Origin of the sequence: Buttiauxella sp. 3AFRM03 (assembly GCF_003675305.1) — a bacterium.
GTDB lineage: Bacteria > Pseudomonadota > Gammaproteobacteria > Enterobacterales > Enterobacteriaceae > Buttiauxella > Buttiauxella ferragutiae.
The window spans coordinates 2,306,853-2,320,908 of the sequence record NZ_CP033076.1; the positions used below are offsets into that span (position 1 = coordinate 2,306,853).

Here is a 14,056-nt window from a genome sequence, read left to right on the forward strand (position 1 = left end):
CGACGGGAAGCTTAAGCCGCCGAAGCCGGAGCCAAAAAACCGATCACCTTCGCGGCCAGCGTCATCATATCCGGCAACTCCAGTGCGGCAACATCCGACTCGGTCAGGCTCGGATAGGTCATGCGCGGCAGCACTTTAATCAGTGCGTTCACATCTGAGCTGGCGACATCAGCCAGACTCACCCCGCGCAGGGTGCCTGCGGTCGGCTTAATCAGGGTGACCGTTTCAATCACAATCTCACCGCGTTTAACCGGCTTCACCAGGGTCACAATGTTCGGGTTATCAGAGGTGTTCTTGTATTTTTTAGCGTTGCTCATGGGGTATATCTCCGGGAATTAAAAAAGGGTTAACCGGGCAGCAAACCTGACCGGCAATGGTATTAAGACAGGCCGATATTGCGGCGGCGCTGCTCAAGACGGTCGACGCCGTTCACTTTCTCAATCATGTTGAGGGTGTCGATTTCAATCAGCTCTTTACCGTTCATCGTCAGCTTGTAATAGGTGCACACCGTGGTGATTTTGGTTTCGGTGTCCTCACCCTGTTTGCTGTCGCCGCCGTCAAATTCTTTGTGACGGCCACGCACCACCACCTCGACGGCGGTTTCTTCTTCGGTGTCGTCGCGCTGGTAGGAGCCTGCAAAACGCAGCGGCACACTGGACGCCCCCGGCAGCGCGTACTGCGCCCAGAGTTCTTCATCCGGAAAACCGCCGAGCGTCCACTCAATCGTGAGTGCATCATCGTCGAGACCAAAATCCACCTGCGCGGCACCGTTCATGCCGCCGCCGCGATAATTTTCCAGCTTGCGGGTGAGCTTCGGCAGCGTCACCGAGGACACCACGCCCATATAGCTGAGGCCGTCGTTAAACAGGTTGAGTGATTTAAGCTTGCGGGGCATTGCCATGATTCAGCACTCCTTATCCGTTGACCGAGGCGATCAGGTTCACCAGATATTTATCGGTGATGCGCTGACGCAAAGTGAGGTTTTCCAGTGGTGGCACCGGCGTGTAGTCGTAATCGAGATAGAGTTTCCCGGCTTTGAGCGATTCCTTGTCGTTGGCGGTTTCGTCAAACCAGCAATCTGCATCGACGATGTAACCAGCGGTTTTCAGCTCGCGGAATTTGGCCTTGATGCCGTCAACAATGTCGCGGATGAGCACCGGTGTGATCGGCTTATCCACCGCCCACATATGCCCCTCGGCCATCGTGTCGGCGATCACCTGCGCGGTGCGGGTGTAGTTCTCAAACAGGAATAACGGGTCGTCAGAACAGGTGCGGTTACCCCAGAAGCGGAAACCATCTTTGCGGATAAGCGTTGTGACTCCTGCCTCATTGAGCAGGTCAGCATCGGTGCCGGAGGCCTGCAAATCCCAGAACACCGAAGCACTGATGCCGGTGACACCCTGCACCCCGACGTTAGACAGGGTTTTATGCCAGCCGATGGTCTGGTCGATAAAGGCACGCAAACCGAGTGCGCGCGCCGTGGCATACGCCGGAGCACTGGCGTTCTTCTCCGTATCCCAGGCGATAAAGTCCGGCCAGATAACCATCAGCTCACGCTGACTGAAATTGTCGCGGTACTTGATGGCGTCAGAAATCGTTTTGCAGTTCCACGCACTGACATAACCAAAGGCGCGCAGGCTGACGCACACCGATGCCAGCGCAACCGCCACTTCCTGCGAATCCAGCCCCGGCACGCCGAGAATGCGCGGTTTTACACCGGTGACGGCTGAAGCGGTCAGCAGTGCTTTAATGCCAGTGTATTTACCGTTCACATCGGTGCCACCAATGATATTGCTGATGGTCTGCGCGCGGGCGGCGTCCTCATCTTCGTCGTCACCTTCTTCGACGCGCACCACGATGGTTACCGGCTTGCACTGGTCGGCAATCGCCTGGAGGGAAGCAGCCAGCGTGCCTTTGGTTCCGGCCTTGCCGATAGCCGCCTGCACATTAGTAATTAACACCGGCTCATTAAGGGGAAAGGTCTGCGCGTCGGCATCGCTGGCGGTACACACCATACCGATGACCGCCGTCGAGACCGTGGAAATAACACGCGTGCCGTCATTGATTTCAATAACCTGCACGCCGTGGTGATAGTCAACCATCCGGGTCACTCCGTAGTTTTCAGAAGTGTCTATTTTCAGGTGTTGTGCCGTCAGCGTGCGAGCAATCAGCGCTCGCTCATATAAGGCACAACAAACCAGAAAACAGAGCAAAATCAACGGGAAAAATGTGACGGTAATTGATCGGCGAGAGCGATCAATTGGCGAGAATTGATCGTTTATATCCATTATCTATAACGGAATATTGCCGCTATCGTTTCCGGCATTAAGGGAGGCGACGCAATGCAATACGTTTTATGGGGAGTGGCGGCACTGGTCGTCTGGTTACTGGCAGGGTATTTCTGGTGTCTGTGGTTTGTCGATGATGAAGAAGATGAGTATCAGGAATGTCCGTATGACTAGCCCGCTTTGCGCGGGCTTTTTTGTGCCTGTTACTTTGTATCTGGCGCGACCGGCCAATCAATATCAGGCGCAAGCGTGGTGTCCACACGACTGACCATCACCCGGAAGCGTTTCCACTCGGTCAGCAGTGCGCTTTCTTCCCCGGTTGCCATACCCACATCAACCGCGTCCTGAAGTGGCGCGATCGCTTTAGTGGCCTGAATCAGCAGTTCGTTTTGGGTGATGCCCGCCAGTTCCTGCGGGGGTAACGTAAACGCTGTAATTTTCCCGTCTTTGAAAACATAGGGCTTGCTCCCGATATCAGCCTGGTAATCCGCAGCATTAATTTCGTAAACGCTCAGGCCTTCATGAAGCGTCAGGAAATTGGGATTCAGCGCACCGGTAGTGATAAAACCGTCTGGTGAAACCGCGATAAATGCCGTTTTACCTGTCCAGGTTTTATCACGCAGTGTGTACCAGTCTCGCCCCTTGTCATCTTCAAAATAGAGAAAGGGTAAGGCCATGCCTTTCTCAATCACCCGCTTTGAAATACGGATATTTTTAAACTGGATCATTACGCAATACTCCCGACCTGGCGCCAGCCACCATTAAATACCCGGACAACCAGCGCACGATAATATTTCCCCATCTGCCGACAATCTCCGAGATCGTGCCGGATATTCAGTCCTGTCATATAACACCCATCCGGGGTTTCCCAGACCTGCTCCATCGCATGACCAGGATTGGATAATGCCTGCCCGCCGCGTGCGACATCCATGATGTAACGACCATCGGACTGATTGACCACATCATTGACACGTCCATTGACCCAGTTTTGCACTTCACCTACACGCCCGTTGACCCATTCCTGAAAAGCGACACTTCGGCTACCTGCCTGGTTGAAATAAGAAATTCCACCCGATGCGAAATCAAACATCCATCGTGCCCACTGACCATTGTCCCCTGTGGCCGAAATAACCGGGCAGCCGAACCCATTGCCAGCCGGAATGTATTGACCAAACGAGGTAAAGGTAGGGAAACCGGTATTTTTTTGCACTCCTCCCGTCATCATGGGGCACCATGTATCGCCATTGCCGACATTTAAATACGAGGCATTAAAGGGTGAGTGGGTCTGGTTACCATATTCCGTATTCCATGCACCCGCCGCAGCCAGTCCGATATACTTCCCCTGGTTATTCAGGATTGCTCTGCCGCTTCTGCTTTGCAGCAGTAACTGATTATCGGCATCGTTGTAGAGTCTGATGTTAAAATCATCGGAGTCGTTTCTCAGATGGAAGTCGACAATCGCATTACCCCCCGTCAGCTCAATTGCCGGCGTCTGCAATCCGGAATTAGCCTGAAAATATCTGTCGAGTACAAACTTGCTGCTGTTCCACCAACCAATATTGGTATTGTCAGCACGAATAAACGTGCTCCCGTCACCATTTGCCAGGAATCCAGAGTCACTGTCGCCGATGTTAATCGCGCGCGCAGCGGTGAAGTCGCCATTAGCACTGAACCGGAAGCTGGCATCCCCCACAAACATTTGAACCTGATTAGCGCCAATGGAGAATGTGCCTCCGTTGACGAGCGCACGCCCGGGAGTGACATCCGCGCTTGAGGTCTGAGCGTCACACAAGGCGGCGGATTTCAGCCCGAGGTTTTCCCGCGCCTGTTCCTTGTTTTCCACATCAGAAAGGTTTTTGTCTTTCTGCAGGGCGTTAACAATACGCGCGTCGTCACCCGCCGCCACCGTTCCCGCCGTGGTGCCGGTATCCATCACCGCCGCATCTTTCAGCCCGAGATGCTGGCGAGCCTGACCAGCATCAGGTAAATCCGACAGGTTGTTTTCTTTGAGCAAGCGGCTGTCGGCATTTTTGTTCGCCTTATCGCCCATATCAAATGCGGCTTTCACCGCTTTCGGCGTGGCGGCCAGCACCTCGCTGTCGCTGTCGGTCGCACTGCTCAGTTGGGTAAAACCCTTAGCCTCCAGCGTGGCATCAGGATGTCGGCGTGAGCGCTCATGCTCCGCGAGTTGATTATCAACGTAGTCCTGGGTCGCCATCACCGTGGTGGTGTCGATGGTCAGGTCAACCGACTCAATGGCACTGACCATAATCACCATGCGCACGGTTTGCGCACGACCGGAACCCTCAGCCAGCTCCGGCTTGTAGCTTTCGGCCATATTGGCAATGGCGATGAGTGTGCCATCAGCATCAAACAAGCCCATTTCCCGCATCCAGAATCCGCCCCGTTCCGGCGGAATAACCAGCTCGGCCACCACGTAATTATCGTGATTGACATCGATGCTGATTTTATTCAGTGCTGCACGCCATTTTTCACGGATGAGGGCTGTCTGGCTGACATCCGGCTCAGGTAGCGTGCCGCCTCCATCCCCGACAGCCATGTGCGTGAGGCTAATCAGTGTGCCACCTGCGGTGGCAGCAGCAAGCTTTGCCGCCCCGGCGGTAGTAACGAGTGTTTTATATTTCACAGTCATAATGGTCTCTTTATCCGGGGTACACGGTAATAATGTCGCCGTCATAGCTCAGGCCACCGACGTAAAATTCGCCCCTGACATCCTGGGTAATATTCAGGCCAGTCAGATGACGGCTGGCGGCTTTTGCATCAGCAATCAGGCGCTCCATTTCAAGATACATTTCCTCGGTAATGCCGCTTTCCAGCACACCAATATCCAGCCGAAACGTGCCAGGTATATCGTTGCTTTGCCACCACTCGGTGACATTAATCAGATAGCCGAGCGGCTCCACCACACGGCGGATAGCGCCGATGGTGCCTTTGTGTTTGTGAATGTATTTGGCGGTCTGGATAACGTTGCGTTTGGCTTCTTCCGTCCAGTTCTCATCCCAGCGATCAACCGAAAACGCCCACGCCAGATACGGCAGCAGCGGCGCGGGGCATTCCAGCGGGTTCCAGAGCTGGCGCAGCGGCACCGGTACGCGCGTCAGTTCGGCACAGGCTTTTTCGGCGGCCAGCTCCAGCTCAGAGGAGCCAACCGGCAGCAGCCGGACGTTATTCATCAGCACCCCCGATAACGATTTGATAATCAGCACAGTACGAGGCCTGAGTGTCATCGAGCACGATGTCGACCAGCGGTTTAGCCAGCTCGACGCGCTGCACACCCTCCACATGTAAAGCGGCATAAATGGCCGACTTGCGAATATCGCGCCCGAGGCGGTGCTGCGCGCTGATATAGGTTTTCAGTTTGGCCTCGGCAGCCTGCCTCACCGGCTCCAGTTCGGGTCCAGGGTAAAGGTAAAGTGTCGCGTCAATTTCATAGTCGACAATGACCGCCGACTGCACCGTCACACGGTCAGCCACCGGGCGCACGTTCTCATCATTCAGGGCAAGGCTGACAATGTTCACCAGCTCATCACTGGCGGTGCCGTTCCCTTCACGCGAGAGCACGGAAATCGTTACGCAGGCCGGTGACGGGCTGATCACCGACACATCCGCGACCCGCCCGTCGGCACTGCGGCCATGAAACTGATACGCCCCGACCGGCCCCGCCACGCTTAACCCTTCAAAGGACTGCTGAATACGCAGACGGAAATCACTGTCCGACTCCATCACCGCCGCCACCGGTGGGATGGCCGTGTCATCGGCGGGTGTAATGACAAGGCGCGTGACGTTATTGTTTGCGCCGAGCACATCGAGGTCGTTTGCCCTGGAAAATGCCAGCATCACCGCCAGCGCCGACTCGTTAACCCGCTGGCGTAACAACAGCTCACGATACGCGTTCTCCTCCAGCAGCTTGACGATGGGGTCGGATTCCAGCGCCAGCACCCGCGCAACGGCTTCCTGCTCCTCTTCCGGATACAGGGAAATCAGCGTCGCTTTACGCTCAGCCAGCAGGGTTTCATAGTCCAGTACCTCGACCACATCCGGCGGCGGTAACTGGCTCAGGTCAATGGTTGCCATAATCTCAGCTCAGGGGAATGGTTAAAGAAAAAGGCGCGCCGCCGCTTCCGGTACGCGTGCCGGTAATATCGACAAACAGCTCGCCAGCTTTGGTGCTCTCAAAGGTGATAGCGGTCAGCCTGACGCGGGGTTCCCATTTCAGGATGGCGATGTAGCAGGCCGACATAATTTGCAGGCGCAGTGCGGGGTTATCAGGCTGGTCAATCAGTGCTGATAACAGCGAGCCGTAATCGCGGCGCATCACGCGTGAGCCAATGGGGGTGATAAGAATGTCGCGCACGCTTTGACTGATATGTCCGGAATCGGACAAACTCAGGCCGGTGGCACGATCCATGCCGAGATAACGAGCCGTCACAGGATACCCTCCGTCAGACTTCCGCCACGCTGCACTCCACCGTGGTCGTGGTCATCAACCTGCACGCCGTTGGATTTAAACGTGCCGCCGCTGTGCTCGATATTGCCGCTCATGCTGCCGCCCTGTTTCACTTCCAGCGTGCCGGTGGTGAGCTTGTTCGTGCAGACCACTTCCGGTGTATCGAGGGTGATTTTCTGGCTGGCTTTGACGGTCACAAGCGGCACTGTGACGACCACAGATTCAGACGCCGTAACCATGGCGGTTTTAATACCCGAAACAGTCAGTGCACCGGTCTCCGGTTCGTATTCGAGAATTGCACCATCAGGGAAAGAAACGTGTAGCGCGTCGGCGGAGACTGACGGCGCGGGGTTATCATCGGAGTAGATGCCAGGCAGAACGAAAGCGGTGTCCAGCTCGCCGCCCATCGCCAGCACTAACACCTGCTCGCCGACAGACGGTGCCCACCATGTACGTGAGCGACCAGCGCGGGGTGTCAGCCAGTGCAACCAGTCGGTGATGATACCGCCGGTTTCAACCCGGCATAATGCCCGCACGGTGTCGACATCGGTCACGACGCCGGTGCGGATAAGGTTGCGCAGCAGGCGCGCGAGATCCTGGAGTGATGAGAGAGTATTCATGAGGGAAAGGATGCCGCCTGTACGGGCGAGCAGCAACGCAAGAGCGTTATCTGATTGATAGCACAACCAGACCAGGATGTAATCTTACTGAAGCTGTAAAACCGTCCAGCTTATATGTTAGTCGCAACTTATTGCGAAATATCCATTTAGTCTATTTCAAGCTTGATTTAATTATGTCTGCAGCAACGCTAACCCCAATTTTGGTGGCTACATCCAAACACCAACTCGCAGCCCCCTTGAGGCGGCCAAGAATTTTACTTATATCACCAGTTCCCTCCCTAGCGGCTTCCTCTGCTTCAGCTAAAACACCAAGTGCAATGTCATGCTCGGGAAGTGAATCATCCCTTAATGCTAACTCTCGTCTCAGCTCCCTACGAAGTTCAGATAACTGGCTTGCCAGCACAACCAGATCTATAGATTCGCGTGTAGTAATTTCGGTATCTCGTCGATTTGAAATGTCTTGAGCGGTTGAGTGAATAAGCACAACATTCCCTTCTCCTACGTTATACTTATCGCCCATATGCACCTCATCAGAATAGATGGTAAGCAAAGACTGAAAATAGTTTTTTGATATTTCCAACCCACGCTTATATGCTTTTAACCAGCCAAAATCATCGTTACGAATTGTGTTGGAAAGTGCAAATGATGAGGGTGCTATCCACTCGCTTTCTTCAGGTATCTCACCTTTAATATCGAAAACAATATTCTTCAGTAATGTCTCAAAATTTTCTAATTCGCGTTGATGATACTGAGCCTCTTCAGGTAAAGGGCGACCCGCAGCATCCGCTGCAAGCATACGTTTGGCACGTTCGATCAGTTGCACATGCTGTGCTATTGCTATGAGTACTCGTTGTTTGCTCATTGTTAACCTCGACAACTAATGCCAAACAAATGCAGTTCATTAAAAAAACACAGAATTAATACGAAAATTAGTAAATTGATTTGGGAGAAATAAATTACTTGGTTGGTGTTATTGATAGCTTAGGACTATTTGTAAGTATAAATACATCAACGTAATGCAAAGTATTAATTTAGTATTAGTAAAAGACTGTAGCTAAACCTTTGCAAGATGACTGATAATTATATCCTCGACTAATTGTCGCTCGTCTTGATTAACTCCCAACAATGGCCGTGCCTCATACTGCACACCCTCACTATACCGGTTTGGCTTATCCCTTAACCCCTCCTGATGCACACGCGCCATGCGCTGCACGCGTCCGGTAAATTCCACCACCGCAGCCTCGTTAGAGCCTTTCGCCTTCATATACCGGTTGGTGCGTAGTTTGGTAAACATCTCACGTTTCACCCGGCCTTTTTTACCTTTCACCGGCTGGCGTTTACGGGCGGCATACGGCGTGCCGTCCGGGGCTTGTTGACGTTTGATGCGCTGTTGTTGCGAGGTTCTGAGCTGTTTCGCAATCTCAGCCGACATCCTGCGGCGCGCAGCCGGTGACAGGCTGGCAATCAGACCGGCGAGCTTATCTTCAAAGGGTTTGAATTCATTCATGCCACTGACTCACCAGTTCGCCGTGCACATAGAGTTCCATCGGGCGGGTGACATTGTCCGGCAAGGGTGGCTCGGCGGCGTGCTTCACGTGCAGCGTTTCCCCTTCCTGCCTGACCAGCGTGCGCTCAGTCAGCAACAGGCTGATACTCACGTCAACACTTTCGTCGTCGTTAATATCGGCGATATACGTGAAGCCTTTTTTGCGCCCTTCATCGGTGGTCATGATGTCGGGCTGATGTTCCCGCAGCCAGGCATTGACCGGCACGATAAGGTAATCCAGATCGCCGTGATAATCGGTGACCACGATGTTGAGCGTGTACTGATTTTCAAACGACAGCGAGGTCGCAAGGGTCGCGGCAATTTTCCCGCTGTCGATAAAAATGCGCAGCATATCCGGGTTATTTCTCAGCACCGGTGCGGCGTCACAGAGCGCTTTGCGCAGGCTGGCGGGCTTGAGCATCGAGTTCGTCCTGGCAGTGTTTGATGGTTTCGACCTGGAGCGCGCAGTTAGCGAGCGCGCCCTCAAGCTGGCGAATATCCGCGCTTAAATCGCCGTTAGTGCGCGGGCTGCTTGCCGGTATCGGGCACAGCGCCACTTTCGGACAGCCACTGTAAATAACCGGCGGTGGTGGTGAAGGCGGGACGGGTGTGCAGCCGGATAATGTCATCAGGCAAATCAGACTCATACCACTCACGCAGCGCTTTATTTTCATTGAGTAACCTCGTCACGGTGATGCCACGGTTCTCCGCCAGCGTGTTTGCGGTGGCGAGCTGGTTGCGTAAATCGACCTGCGCCTGTTCATTCCGCTGCCTGAGTTTTGCAGCAACATCGAGCTGATTGCGTAGCATTATGTTCTGGGTTTTCTGCTCACCGGCGACACGGTTTGCCTTTTCAAATGAGCGGGTCAGCGTGTTGTTTTCGCGCTTCATCCACATCAGACCGGCGACGGCCAGCAACAGCAAAATCATCAGTGTTTTCATTCCATCCCCCTGAGACAGTAAGCGCGCTCCCGAGCGCGGCGGTTTTCCAGCCCGCTGCTTTTCTTCCCGTTGACATACACCCAGCGTGGAAGCTGGTTGCACGCCTGCGCCCATTGCTGGCGTTTGATAAACGAAACCAGCGTCGAGCGGCAGGCCGCACCGGTGCCAACGTTAAACGCAAAACTCACCACTGCGTCATACACCTGCTGCGGCATATCGACCGGCACACAGACGGCGAGGCGGCGCTCAACATTGAGCACGTCGCTGACCAAGTTCTGTGCGGCCTGTCGCTCGGTAATATCGCCTTTTGGCGTAACGCCTGCGGTGTGACCGATGCCTGACGTCCAGACACCGGCGCTGCACTGGTACGGCTTCAGGCGACACCCTTCGAGGTCGGCAATCAGTGCCAGCCCGTCGGGTGAGGTTTTCAGTAATGAGAAATCCGGCACCAGCACGGCGAGTGCCAGCACCACGGCCACGCTGCAACGTTTAACGATTGATGCCACGGATCACCCCCTCATCCAGCCCCATCGCGCGCAGATAGCGGAAGGTCTGGCGGCGATACCAGAAATTCACCAGCGCGGTGAAAATCGCGCAGCCCCCGCCGACATACAGCGCCAGCTTTTCCGGCGTTTGCGTACCGAAATACGCCAGCGCCACCGACAGCCAGTAGGTGACAAACGTGGTGATTTTTTCCATTGTCAGTCCCATAAATTCAGGGTCTCCGTAACGGGTGAGGAATCGACATCCGGCAGTTCAACGGCGGTGCCGTGTGGCAGCTCCTCACCGAGTTCTGCAAGACCTGGGTTGGCGAGTAACACCGCTTCGACCACACCCTCGGTGCGCCGGTAATGGCGCGCACACAGTGCGTCGAGGGTGTCGCCCTGGAGCGCAAAAACCTTCATCAGATTTGCCCGATGATGCAGCGGGATTTATCCTGGAGGCGCGACACCGCCCAGCGCATATCCCGCCACATCTCATCAATGGTGCTCTCGATGCTGTCGGCTTTTTTATCCCCTTTAGCGCTCGCATCCACGCCGCGATAGTTCTCATAAAGCTTCGCGGTGGTCATCGCGGTCACGGCTTGCAAGTAGTAAAAACACCGCACACTTTCACCATCAATTGCGTCAGCCGGTACGGCGTCCAGGCTCTCATACCCGAGTGCCATCTGCTCACGGCGGTAGTCACGCAGCTCGGCGTTGGTTTCGGCCATCCCGTCAATAATCGCCACACGCAGCCGAACCGGTGTGATGGTGTGCTCAAGGCGCAGCAGCTCGCGAATGCGCAGCGGCTCAACGTCCGGGAAAAAATCCGTATTTCTAATGGCCGCTTCCGCGACCGGGCGCGGGGGAATAACCACCCCAGCCTGCGGGGTTTCAGGTTTGCTGATAATCACTGTCGTCATGACAACCTCAAAATAGGTGGACGGTGGACGCCGGTATCGATGAGGAATAAATCCAGTCTCAACCGGCGTGCCGTCCGGCGCGGGGCGCATTCTTAACCGGTGGTGTTATCCACTTTGCGGGGGCGACCGCGTTTGCCTGGTGTGGTCGCAGGTTTACCCGCTCGCGGTTTTTTTTGGGGTTTTTTAACCGGTGCGGGTTTGGGTTTCAGCGCGCTTTCGAGGCGCTCAATGTCCTTTTTCACCCCCGCCTGTGCATCGAGCTGCATCGCGCGCCTGAGTTGTGCCAGTGCATCCGCCAGCAGCCCCGCCTCACGCAGGACCAGCCCGGTGATTTTGTGCAGGCGCCCACGCACTTTGTCGGGCATATCGGCGGTACTGGTCAGGGTCTGGGTCGCCAGCAACAGCCCAACGTCGACCGGCTCACCGGCAGCATGAGCGCGCATGACCGCCAGTGCCACATCTTCGGCCAGCACATACGGCGTGGTGCGTTTGTGCTGGGCTGGCATGGTCAACCCGTACTGCATGGCATAGCGGCCAATCTCCAGCGCACCGGCAATATCACCGGCATCGAGCTTCCACAGCATGACGGTCATCACGATGTCATCCTGCGCGCCTTTGCCTTCGGCCAGCACACCGGCGACCCACGGCGCATAGGATGGCAACAGCGCGCGCTTTTTGTCGGCCTTGCGCTCGATGGAATGAATGGTTTTTAAAATGCGCTGGTCGGCGGCCAGTTTGACCAGCATCTGCTCGTAAGCATTTGCATGGCGCAGCGGGTTATCGTCCCGCTGCGCGGTCACAATGGCCGAGACCCGCATCATGTGTCGTGCAGCGGGACTCGTCATGGTTTATGCCTCCTGCGCCGGTTCATCTTTCGGCGGCGCAGGGAACTCACCGAGCTGGATGTTTTCAACTAGGCAACCAGCGGCGTAATCCTCGATCACGTAATCAATGTTCATGGATTCGTAGTTTTCGATACGGTCGAGCTTGCCATTCTCATCAATGATGCGGCGATGGCTGTCATCCATGTAGTAAATCGACAGGTTTTCCAGCGTGGTCACCATCAGTCCATTCGCCGGGAAGAACGGCACGCGTACCGCTGGCAGGTTACCGATGCGTTTCTGGCTGACAATCACGTCCGCCGCCATCGCTTCGGTGTTGGCCTGCTCCTGGTTCACAATCGGGAAATATTTGTCGGCCAGTAACTGACGGCCACAGATGACCACCAAATCCGGGTCTTCCTGATACCACGGCGCAATCATGGTATTGGTGGCATCCATCACCAGCGCATCAAGGTTGGCGTAATCGCCGTGTTTACCCACGCGGATCACATCCGAAACAGTGCCATCTTCAGCGGTATGTTTGTTCATCACGCGCGCAGGCGCTTCGTTGCGGTATTTCTGCAACCAGCCGACCGCCACGTCCTGCAACAGCGGATTTTTGCTGCGGTCAGACGTCGGCGCACGCTTAATGCCGTTGAAACCGGCCATCATTAAATCAAGCGACTGACGTTTGATAATGGCGTTACGAATACGCAGCTGGAAGTCCTGGAAACGCGCCCATAAATCGAGGGTACGAAAACGAATATGGAAATCGAAATTGACCTGATCACATTCGTATTTATTGGACTCCAGCGCGGTGAAATCTTCGGTCTGACGCTCATGACCACTGGCGGTATCGGCGGTGCTGGCAATTGAGCCGGAGACACCGACACCGATTTTTTCACCCTTCATTTCAGCGACCGGCACCATGTTGATGCGGGTCAGAAAGTCAGATGACTCCTGCATGGTATTCATCAGTGTTTGCGTGACGGACGGGTCAACGCTGAATTTTTTGGTCATGTCACCAGCGTCGACGTTGTTGAGCTTCGCCACCTGGGTGAGGTAGGCGTTAAATTTAAAGCGGGTTTGTGGGCGCATTGTTTTTCCTGATTAATGAGTTTGTTCGGGCTTAACAGTTGGTCAGCACTGAGTCGCCATTGCCGCCGCTTGCCGGTTCACGACGGCGCTGCGTAAAGCTCTCGGTGTTGTCGAGTGAGGTTTCCAGCGTGGAGAGTTCGCCTTTCAGGGTGTTGAATGACAGCTCCATCGCATTCAGGCGCTGCTCAGTGGCGTCGTGGTTGGCCTGCACCTGCTCAGTAACTACCGTCACCGCTTCGTGCACATCGTTAAAACGCGCATCGTCATCAGCCTGTTTACGGCTGAAAATGCCTTTCACGGTATCGGTCAGTTTGTTCAGCAGAGTGTCGGGCTGGTCTTCAAATTCCAGCTCGGCCAGTGTGGCAACCGAGAACAAATCCTCCGGACGTTCCTTGCGACCAGAAAGCGGATTGGTTTTGGCACGCGAGCAGAATTCCAGATATTCAGTGCCGAGACTTGCCGGGTCATCAGTGACGGCGAGACCAATCAGATAGCACTTGCCGGAGTTGGAGAAATTCGGGCGAATTTCCATCGAGGTGTAAACCTTCTGGCCTTTGCCGACCATTTCCACCAGGTTCGCCAGCGGGGTGATGCGGGCAAACAGCGCGAGCTTGCCATTCAGTACCGAATCATCATCAATGGTTTCGGCTTTCAGCTCGGTGACATCGCCGTAGCGGCAAAACGGGCTGTCAGGTAACACACTGGTGATATGTTCGAGATTGATGCGTGCGCCGTAAACGCGCGGGTCGAATGAATCGGCCATTTCCTGAATGTCGCTGCCGCTGATCACGCGACCGTCGCAGGTGTCACCTTCGACACCGATGCGGAACCATTTAGAAACTTTCTTTGCCATGTTCAGGAGTCCTGA

At 55.0% G+C, this 14,056-nt stretch carries 21 protein-coding genes; all 21 read right to left on the reverse strand.

The annotated features are described in order from the left end of the window. Positions 1-11: 11 nt before the first annotated feature. The 21 genes from D8682_RS12190 to D8682_RS12290 all read right to left on the reverse strand — a co-directional run bounded on the left by D8682_RS12190 (position 12) and on the right by D8682_RS12290 (position 14,041). Positions 12-317: a phage tail assembly protein gene (locus tag D8682_RS12190; RefSeq protein ID WP_121814354.1), complete on the reverse strand. Its 306-nt coding sequence runs from the start codon at positions 315-317 to the stop codon at positions 12-14. A gap of 62 nt (positions 318-379) precedes the next feature. Beyond that, complete coding sequence (locus D8682_RS12195; RefSeq protein WP_121814355.1) at positions 380-901, reverse strand: phage major tail tube protein; 522 nt, start codon at positions 899-901, stop codon at positions 380-382. Between the two features lie 13 nt (positions 902-914). Beyond that, complete coding sequence (locus D8682_RS12200) at positions 915-2,102, reverse strand: phage tail sheath protein (RefSeq protein WP_121815696.1); 1,188 nt, start codon at positions 2,100-2,102, stop codon at positions 915-917. A gap of 389 nt (positions 2,103-2,491) precedes the next feature. After that, a complete protein-coding gene (locus D8682_RS12205) occupies positions 2,492-3,016 on the reverse strand; it encodes a tail fiber assembly protein (protein ID WP_121814356.1) in 525 nt (174 codons plus the stop codon). Further along, entirely contained in the window at positions 3,016-4,941 is a 1,926-nt protein-coding gene (locus D8682_RS12210; protein WP_121814357.1) for a phage tail protein, read from the reverse strand. The genes D8682_RS12205 and D8682_RS12210 overlap by 1 nt, the downstream gene beginning before the upstream one ends. 10 nt (positions 4,942-4,951) lie before the next feature. Beyond that, a complete protein-coding gene (locus D8682_RS12215) occupies positions 4,952-5,482 on the reverse strand; it encodes a phage tail protein I (protein ID WP_121814358.1) in 531 nt (176 codons plus the stop codon). Further along, a complete protein-coding gene (locus tag D8682_RS12220) occupies positions 5,475-6,383 on the reverse strand; it encodes a baseplate assembly protein (protein WP_121814359.1) in 909 nt (302 codons plus the stop codon). Before D8682_RS12220 ends, D8682_RS12215 begins: the two co-directional genes overlap by 8 nt. Before the next feature lie 4 nt (positions 6,384-6,387). After that, complete coding sequence (locus tag D8682_RS12225; protein WP_121814360.1) at positions 6,388-6,738, reverse strand: GPW/gp25 family protein; 351 nt, start codon at positions 6,736-6,738, stop codon at positions 6,388-6,390. Then, positions 6,735-7,376 carry a phage baseplate assembly protein V gene (locus D8682_RS12230; protein ID WP_121814361.1) on the reverse strand — a complete coding sequence of 214 codons (642 nt, stop codon included), beginning with the start codon at positions 7,374-7,376 and terminating at the stop codon, positions 6,735-6,737. The genes D8682_RS12225 and D8682_RS12230 overlap by 4 nt, the downstream gene beginning before the upstream one ends. Before the next feature lie 151 nt (positions 7,377-7,527). Next, on the reverse strand, positions 7,528-8,238 hold the full coding sequence (locus tag D8682_RS12235; RefSeq protein WP_121814362.1) for a hypothetical protein: 711 nt from the start codon (positions 8,236-8,238) through the stop codon (positions 7,528-7,530). Between the two features lie 192 nt (positions 8,239-8,430). After that, a complete protein-coding gene (locus tag D8682_RS12240) occupies positions 8,431-8,883 on the reverse strand; it encodes a phage virion morphogenesis protein (RefSeq protein WP_121814363.1) in 453 nt (150 codons plus the stop codon). Then, entirely contained in the window at positions 8,876-9,343 is a 468-nt protein-coding gene (locus D8682_RS12245) for a phage tail protein (protein ID WP_121814364.1), read from the reverse strand. Before D8682_RS12245 ends, D8682_RS12240 begins: the two co-directional genes overlap by 8 nt. Continuing rightward, positions 9,306-9,551, reverse strand: coding sequence for an Rz1-like lysis system protein LysC (lysC, locus tag D8682_RS27215; RefSeq protein WP_121814365.1), 246 nt, complete (start codon positions 9,549-9,551; stop codon positions 9,306-9,308). Before lysC ends, D8682_RS12245 begins: the two co-directional genes overlap by 38 nt. Beyond that, on the reverse strand, positions 9,439-9,864 hold the full coding sequence (gene lysB / locus D8682_RS12255; RefSeq protein ID WP_121814366.1) for an Rz-like lysis system protein LysB: 426 nt from the start codon (positions 9,862-9,864) through the stop codon (positions 9,439-9,441). The genes lysC and lysB overlap by 113 nt, the downstream gene beginning before the upstream one ends. Continuing rightward, a complete protein-coding gene (locus D8682_RS12260; protein ID WP_121814367.1) occupies positions 9,861-10,370 on the reverse strand; it encodes a lysozyme in 510 nt (169 codons plus the stop codon). Before D8682_RS12260 ends, lysB begins: the two co-directional genes overlap by 4 nt. After that, complete coding sequence (locus D8682_RS12265) at positions 10,354-10,575, reverse strand: primosomal protein (RefSeq protein ID WP_121814368.1); 222 nt, start codon at positions 10,573-10,575, stop codon at positions 10,354-10,356. Before D8682_RS12265 ends, D8682_RS12260 begins: the two co-directional genes overlap by 17 nt. Next, positions 10,566-10,769 (reverse strand): tail protein X, encoded by a 204-nt coding sequence (locus D8682_RS12270; protein ID WP_121814369.1) that lies wholly within the window; start codon positions 10,767-10,769, stop codon positions 10,566-10,568. Before D8682_RS12270 ends, D8682_RS12265 begins: the two co-directional genes overlap by 10 nt. After that, positions 10,769-11,269 (reverse strand): head completion/stabilization protein, encoded by a 501-nt coding sequence (locus tag D8682_RS12275; protein WP_121815697.1) that lies wholly within the window; start codon positions 11,267-11,269, stop codon positions 10,769-10,771. The genes D8682_RS12270 and D8682_RS12275 overlap by 1 nt, the downstream gene beginning before the upstream one ends. Positions 11,270-11,361: 92 nt before the next feature. After that, on the reverse strand, positions 11,362-12,114 hold the full coding sequence (locus D8682_RS12280) for a terminase endonuclease subunit (RefSeq protein ID WP_121814370.1): 753 nt from the start codon (positions 12,112-12,114) through the stop codon (positions 11,362-11,364). A gap of 3 nt (positions 12,115-12,117) precedes the next feature. Next, entirely contained in the window at positions 12,118-13,188 is a 1,071-nt protein-coding gene (locus D8682_RS12285; RefSeq protein WP_121814371.1) for a phage major capsid protein, P2 family, read from the reverse strand. Between the two features lie 31 nt (positions 13,189-13,219). Beyond that, positions 13,220-14,041 (reverse strand): GPO family capsid scaffolding protein, encoded by an 822-nt coding sequence (locus tag D8682_RS12290; RefSeq protein ID WP_121814372.1) that lies wholly within the window; start codon positions 14,039-14,041, stop codon positions 13,220-13,222. Positions 14,042-14,056: the final 15 nt, after the last annotated feature.

Bases quoted from the DNA above. Each gene is read 5' to 3' on its own strand.
- D8682_RS12190 (WP_121814354.1), bottom strand. From the start codon at position 317: ATGAGCAACGCTAAAAAATACAAGAACACCTCTGATAACCCGAACATT.
- D8682_RS12195 (WP_121814355.1), bottom strand. From the start codon at position 901: ATGGCAATGCCCCGCAAGCTTAAATCACTCAACCTGTTTAACGACGGC.
- D8682_RS12200 (WP_121815696.1), bottom strand. From the start codon at position 2,102: ATGGTTGACTATCACCACGGCGTGCAGGTTATTGAAATCAATGACGGC.
- D8682_RS12205 (WP_121814356.1), bottom strand. From the start codon at position 3,016: ATGATCCAGTTTAAAAATATCCGTATTTCAAAGCGGGTGATTGAGAAA.
- D8682_RS12210 (WP_121814357.1), bottom strand. From the start codon at position 4,941: ATGACTGTGAAATATAAAACACTCGTTACTACCGCCGGGGCGGCAAAG.
- D8682_RS12215 (WP_121814358.1), bottom strand. From the start codon at position 5,482: ATGAATAACGTCCGGCTGCTGCCGGTTGGCTCCTCTGAGCTGGAGCTG.
- D8682_RS12220 (WP_121814359.1), bottom strand. From the start codon at position 6,383: ATGGCAACCATTGACCTGAGCCAGTTACCGCCGCCGGATGTGGTCGAG.
- D8682_RS12230 (WP_121814361.1), bottom strand. From the start codon at position 7,376: ATGAATACTCTCTCATCACTCCAGGATCTCGCGCGCCTGCTGCGCAAC.
- D8682_RS12235 (WP_121814362.1), bottom strand. From the start codon at position 8,238: ATGAGCAAACAACGAGTACTCATAGCAATAGCACAGCATGTGCAACTG.
- D8682_RS12240 (WP_121814363.1), bottom strand. From the start codon at position 8,883: ATGAATGAATTCAAACCCTTTGAAGATAAGCTCGCCGGTCTGATTGCC.
- D8682_RS12245 (WP_121814364.1), bottom strand. From the start codon at position 9,343: ATGCTCAAGCCCGCCAGCCTGCGCAAAGCGCTCTGTGACGCCGCACCG.
- lysC (WP_121814365.1), bottom strand. From the start codon at position 9,551: ATGACATTATCCGGCTGCACACCCGTCCCGCCTTCACCACCACCGCCG.
- lysB (WP_121814366.1), bottom strand. From the start codon at position 9,864: ATGAAAACACTGATGATTTTGCTGTTGCTGGCCGTCGCCGGTCTGATG.
- D8682_RS12265 (WP_121814368.1), bottom strand. From the start codon at position 10,575: ATGGGACTGACAATGGAAAAAATCACCACGTTTGTCACCTACTGGCTG.
- D8682_RS12270 (WP_121814369.1), bottom strand. From the start codon at position 10,769: ATGAAGGTTTTTGCGCTCCAGGGCGACACCCTCGACGCACTGTGTGCG.
- D8682_RS12275 (WP_121815697.1), bottom strand. From the start codon at position 11,269: ATGACGACAGTGATTATCAGCAAACCTGAAACCCCGCAGGCTGGGGTG.
- D8682_RS12280 (WP_121814370.1), bottom strand. From the start codon at position 12,114: ATGACGAGTCCCGCTGCACGACACATGATGCGGGTCTCGGCCATTGTG.
- D8682_RS12285 (WP_121814371.1), bottom strand. From the start codon at position 13,188: ATGCGCCCACAAACCCGCTTTAAATTTAACGCCTACCTCACCCAGGTG.
- D8682_RS12290 (WP_121814372.1), bottom strand. From the start codon at position 14,041: ATGGCAAAGAAAGTTTCTAAATGGTTCCGCATCGGTGTCGAAGGTGAC.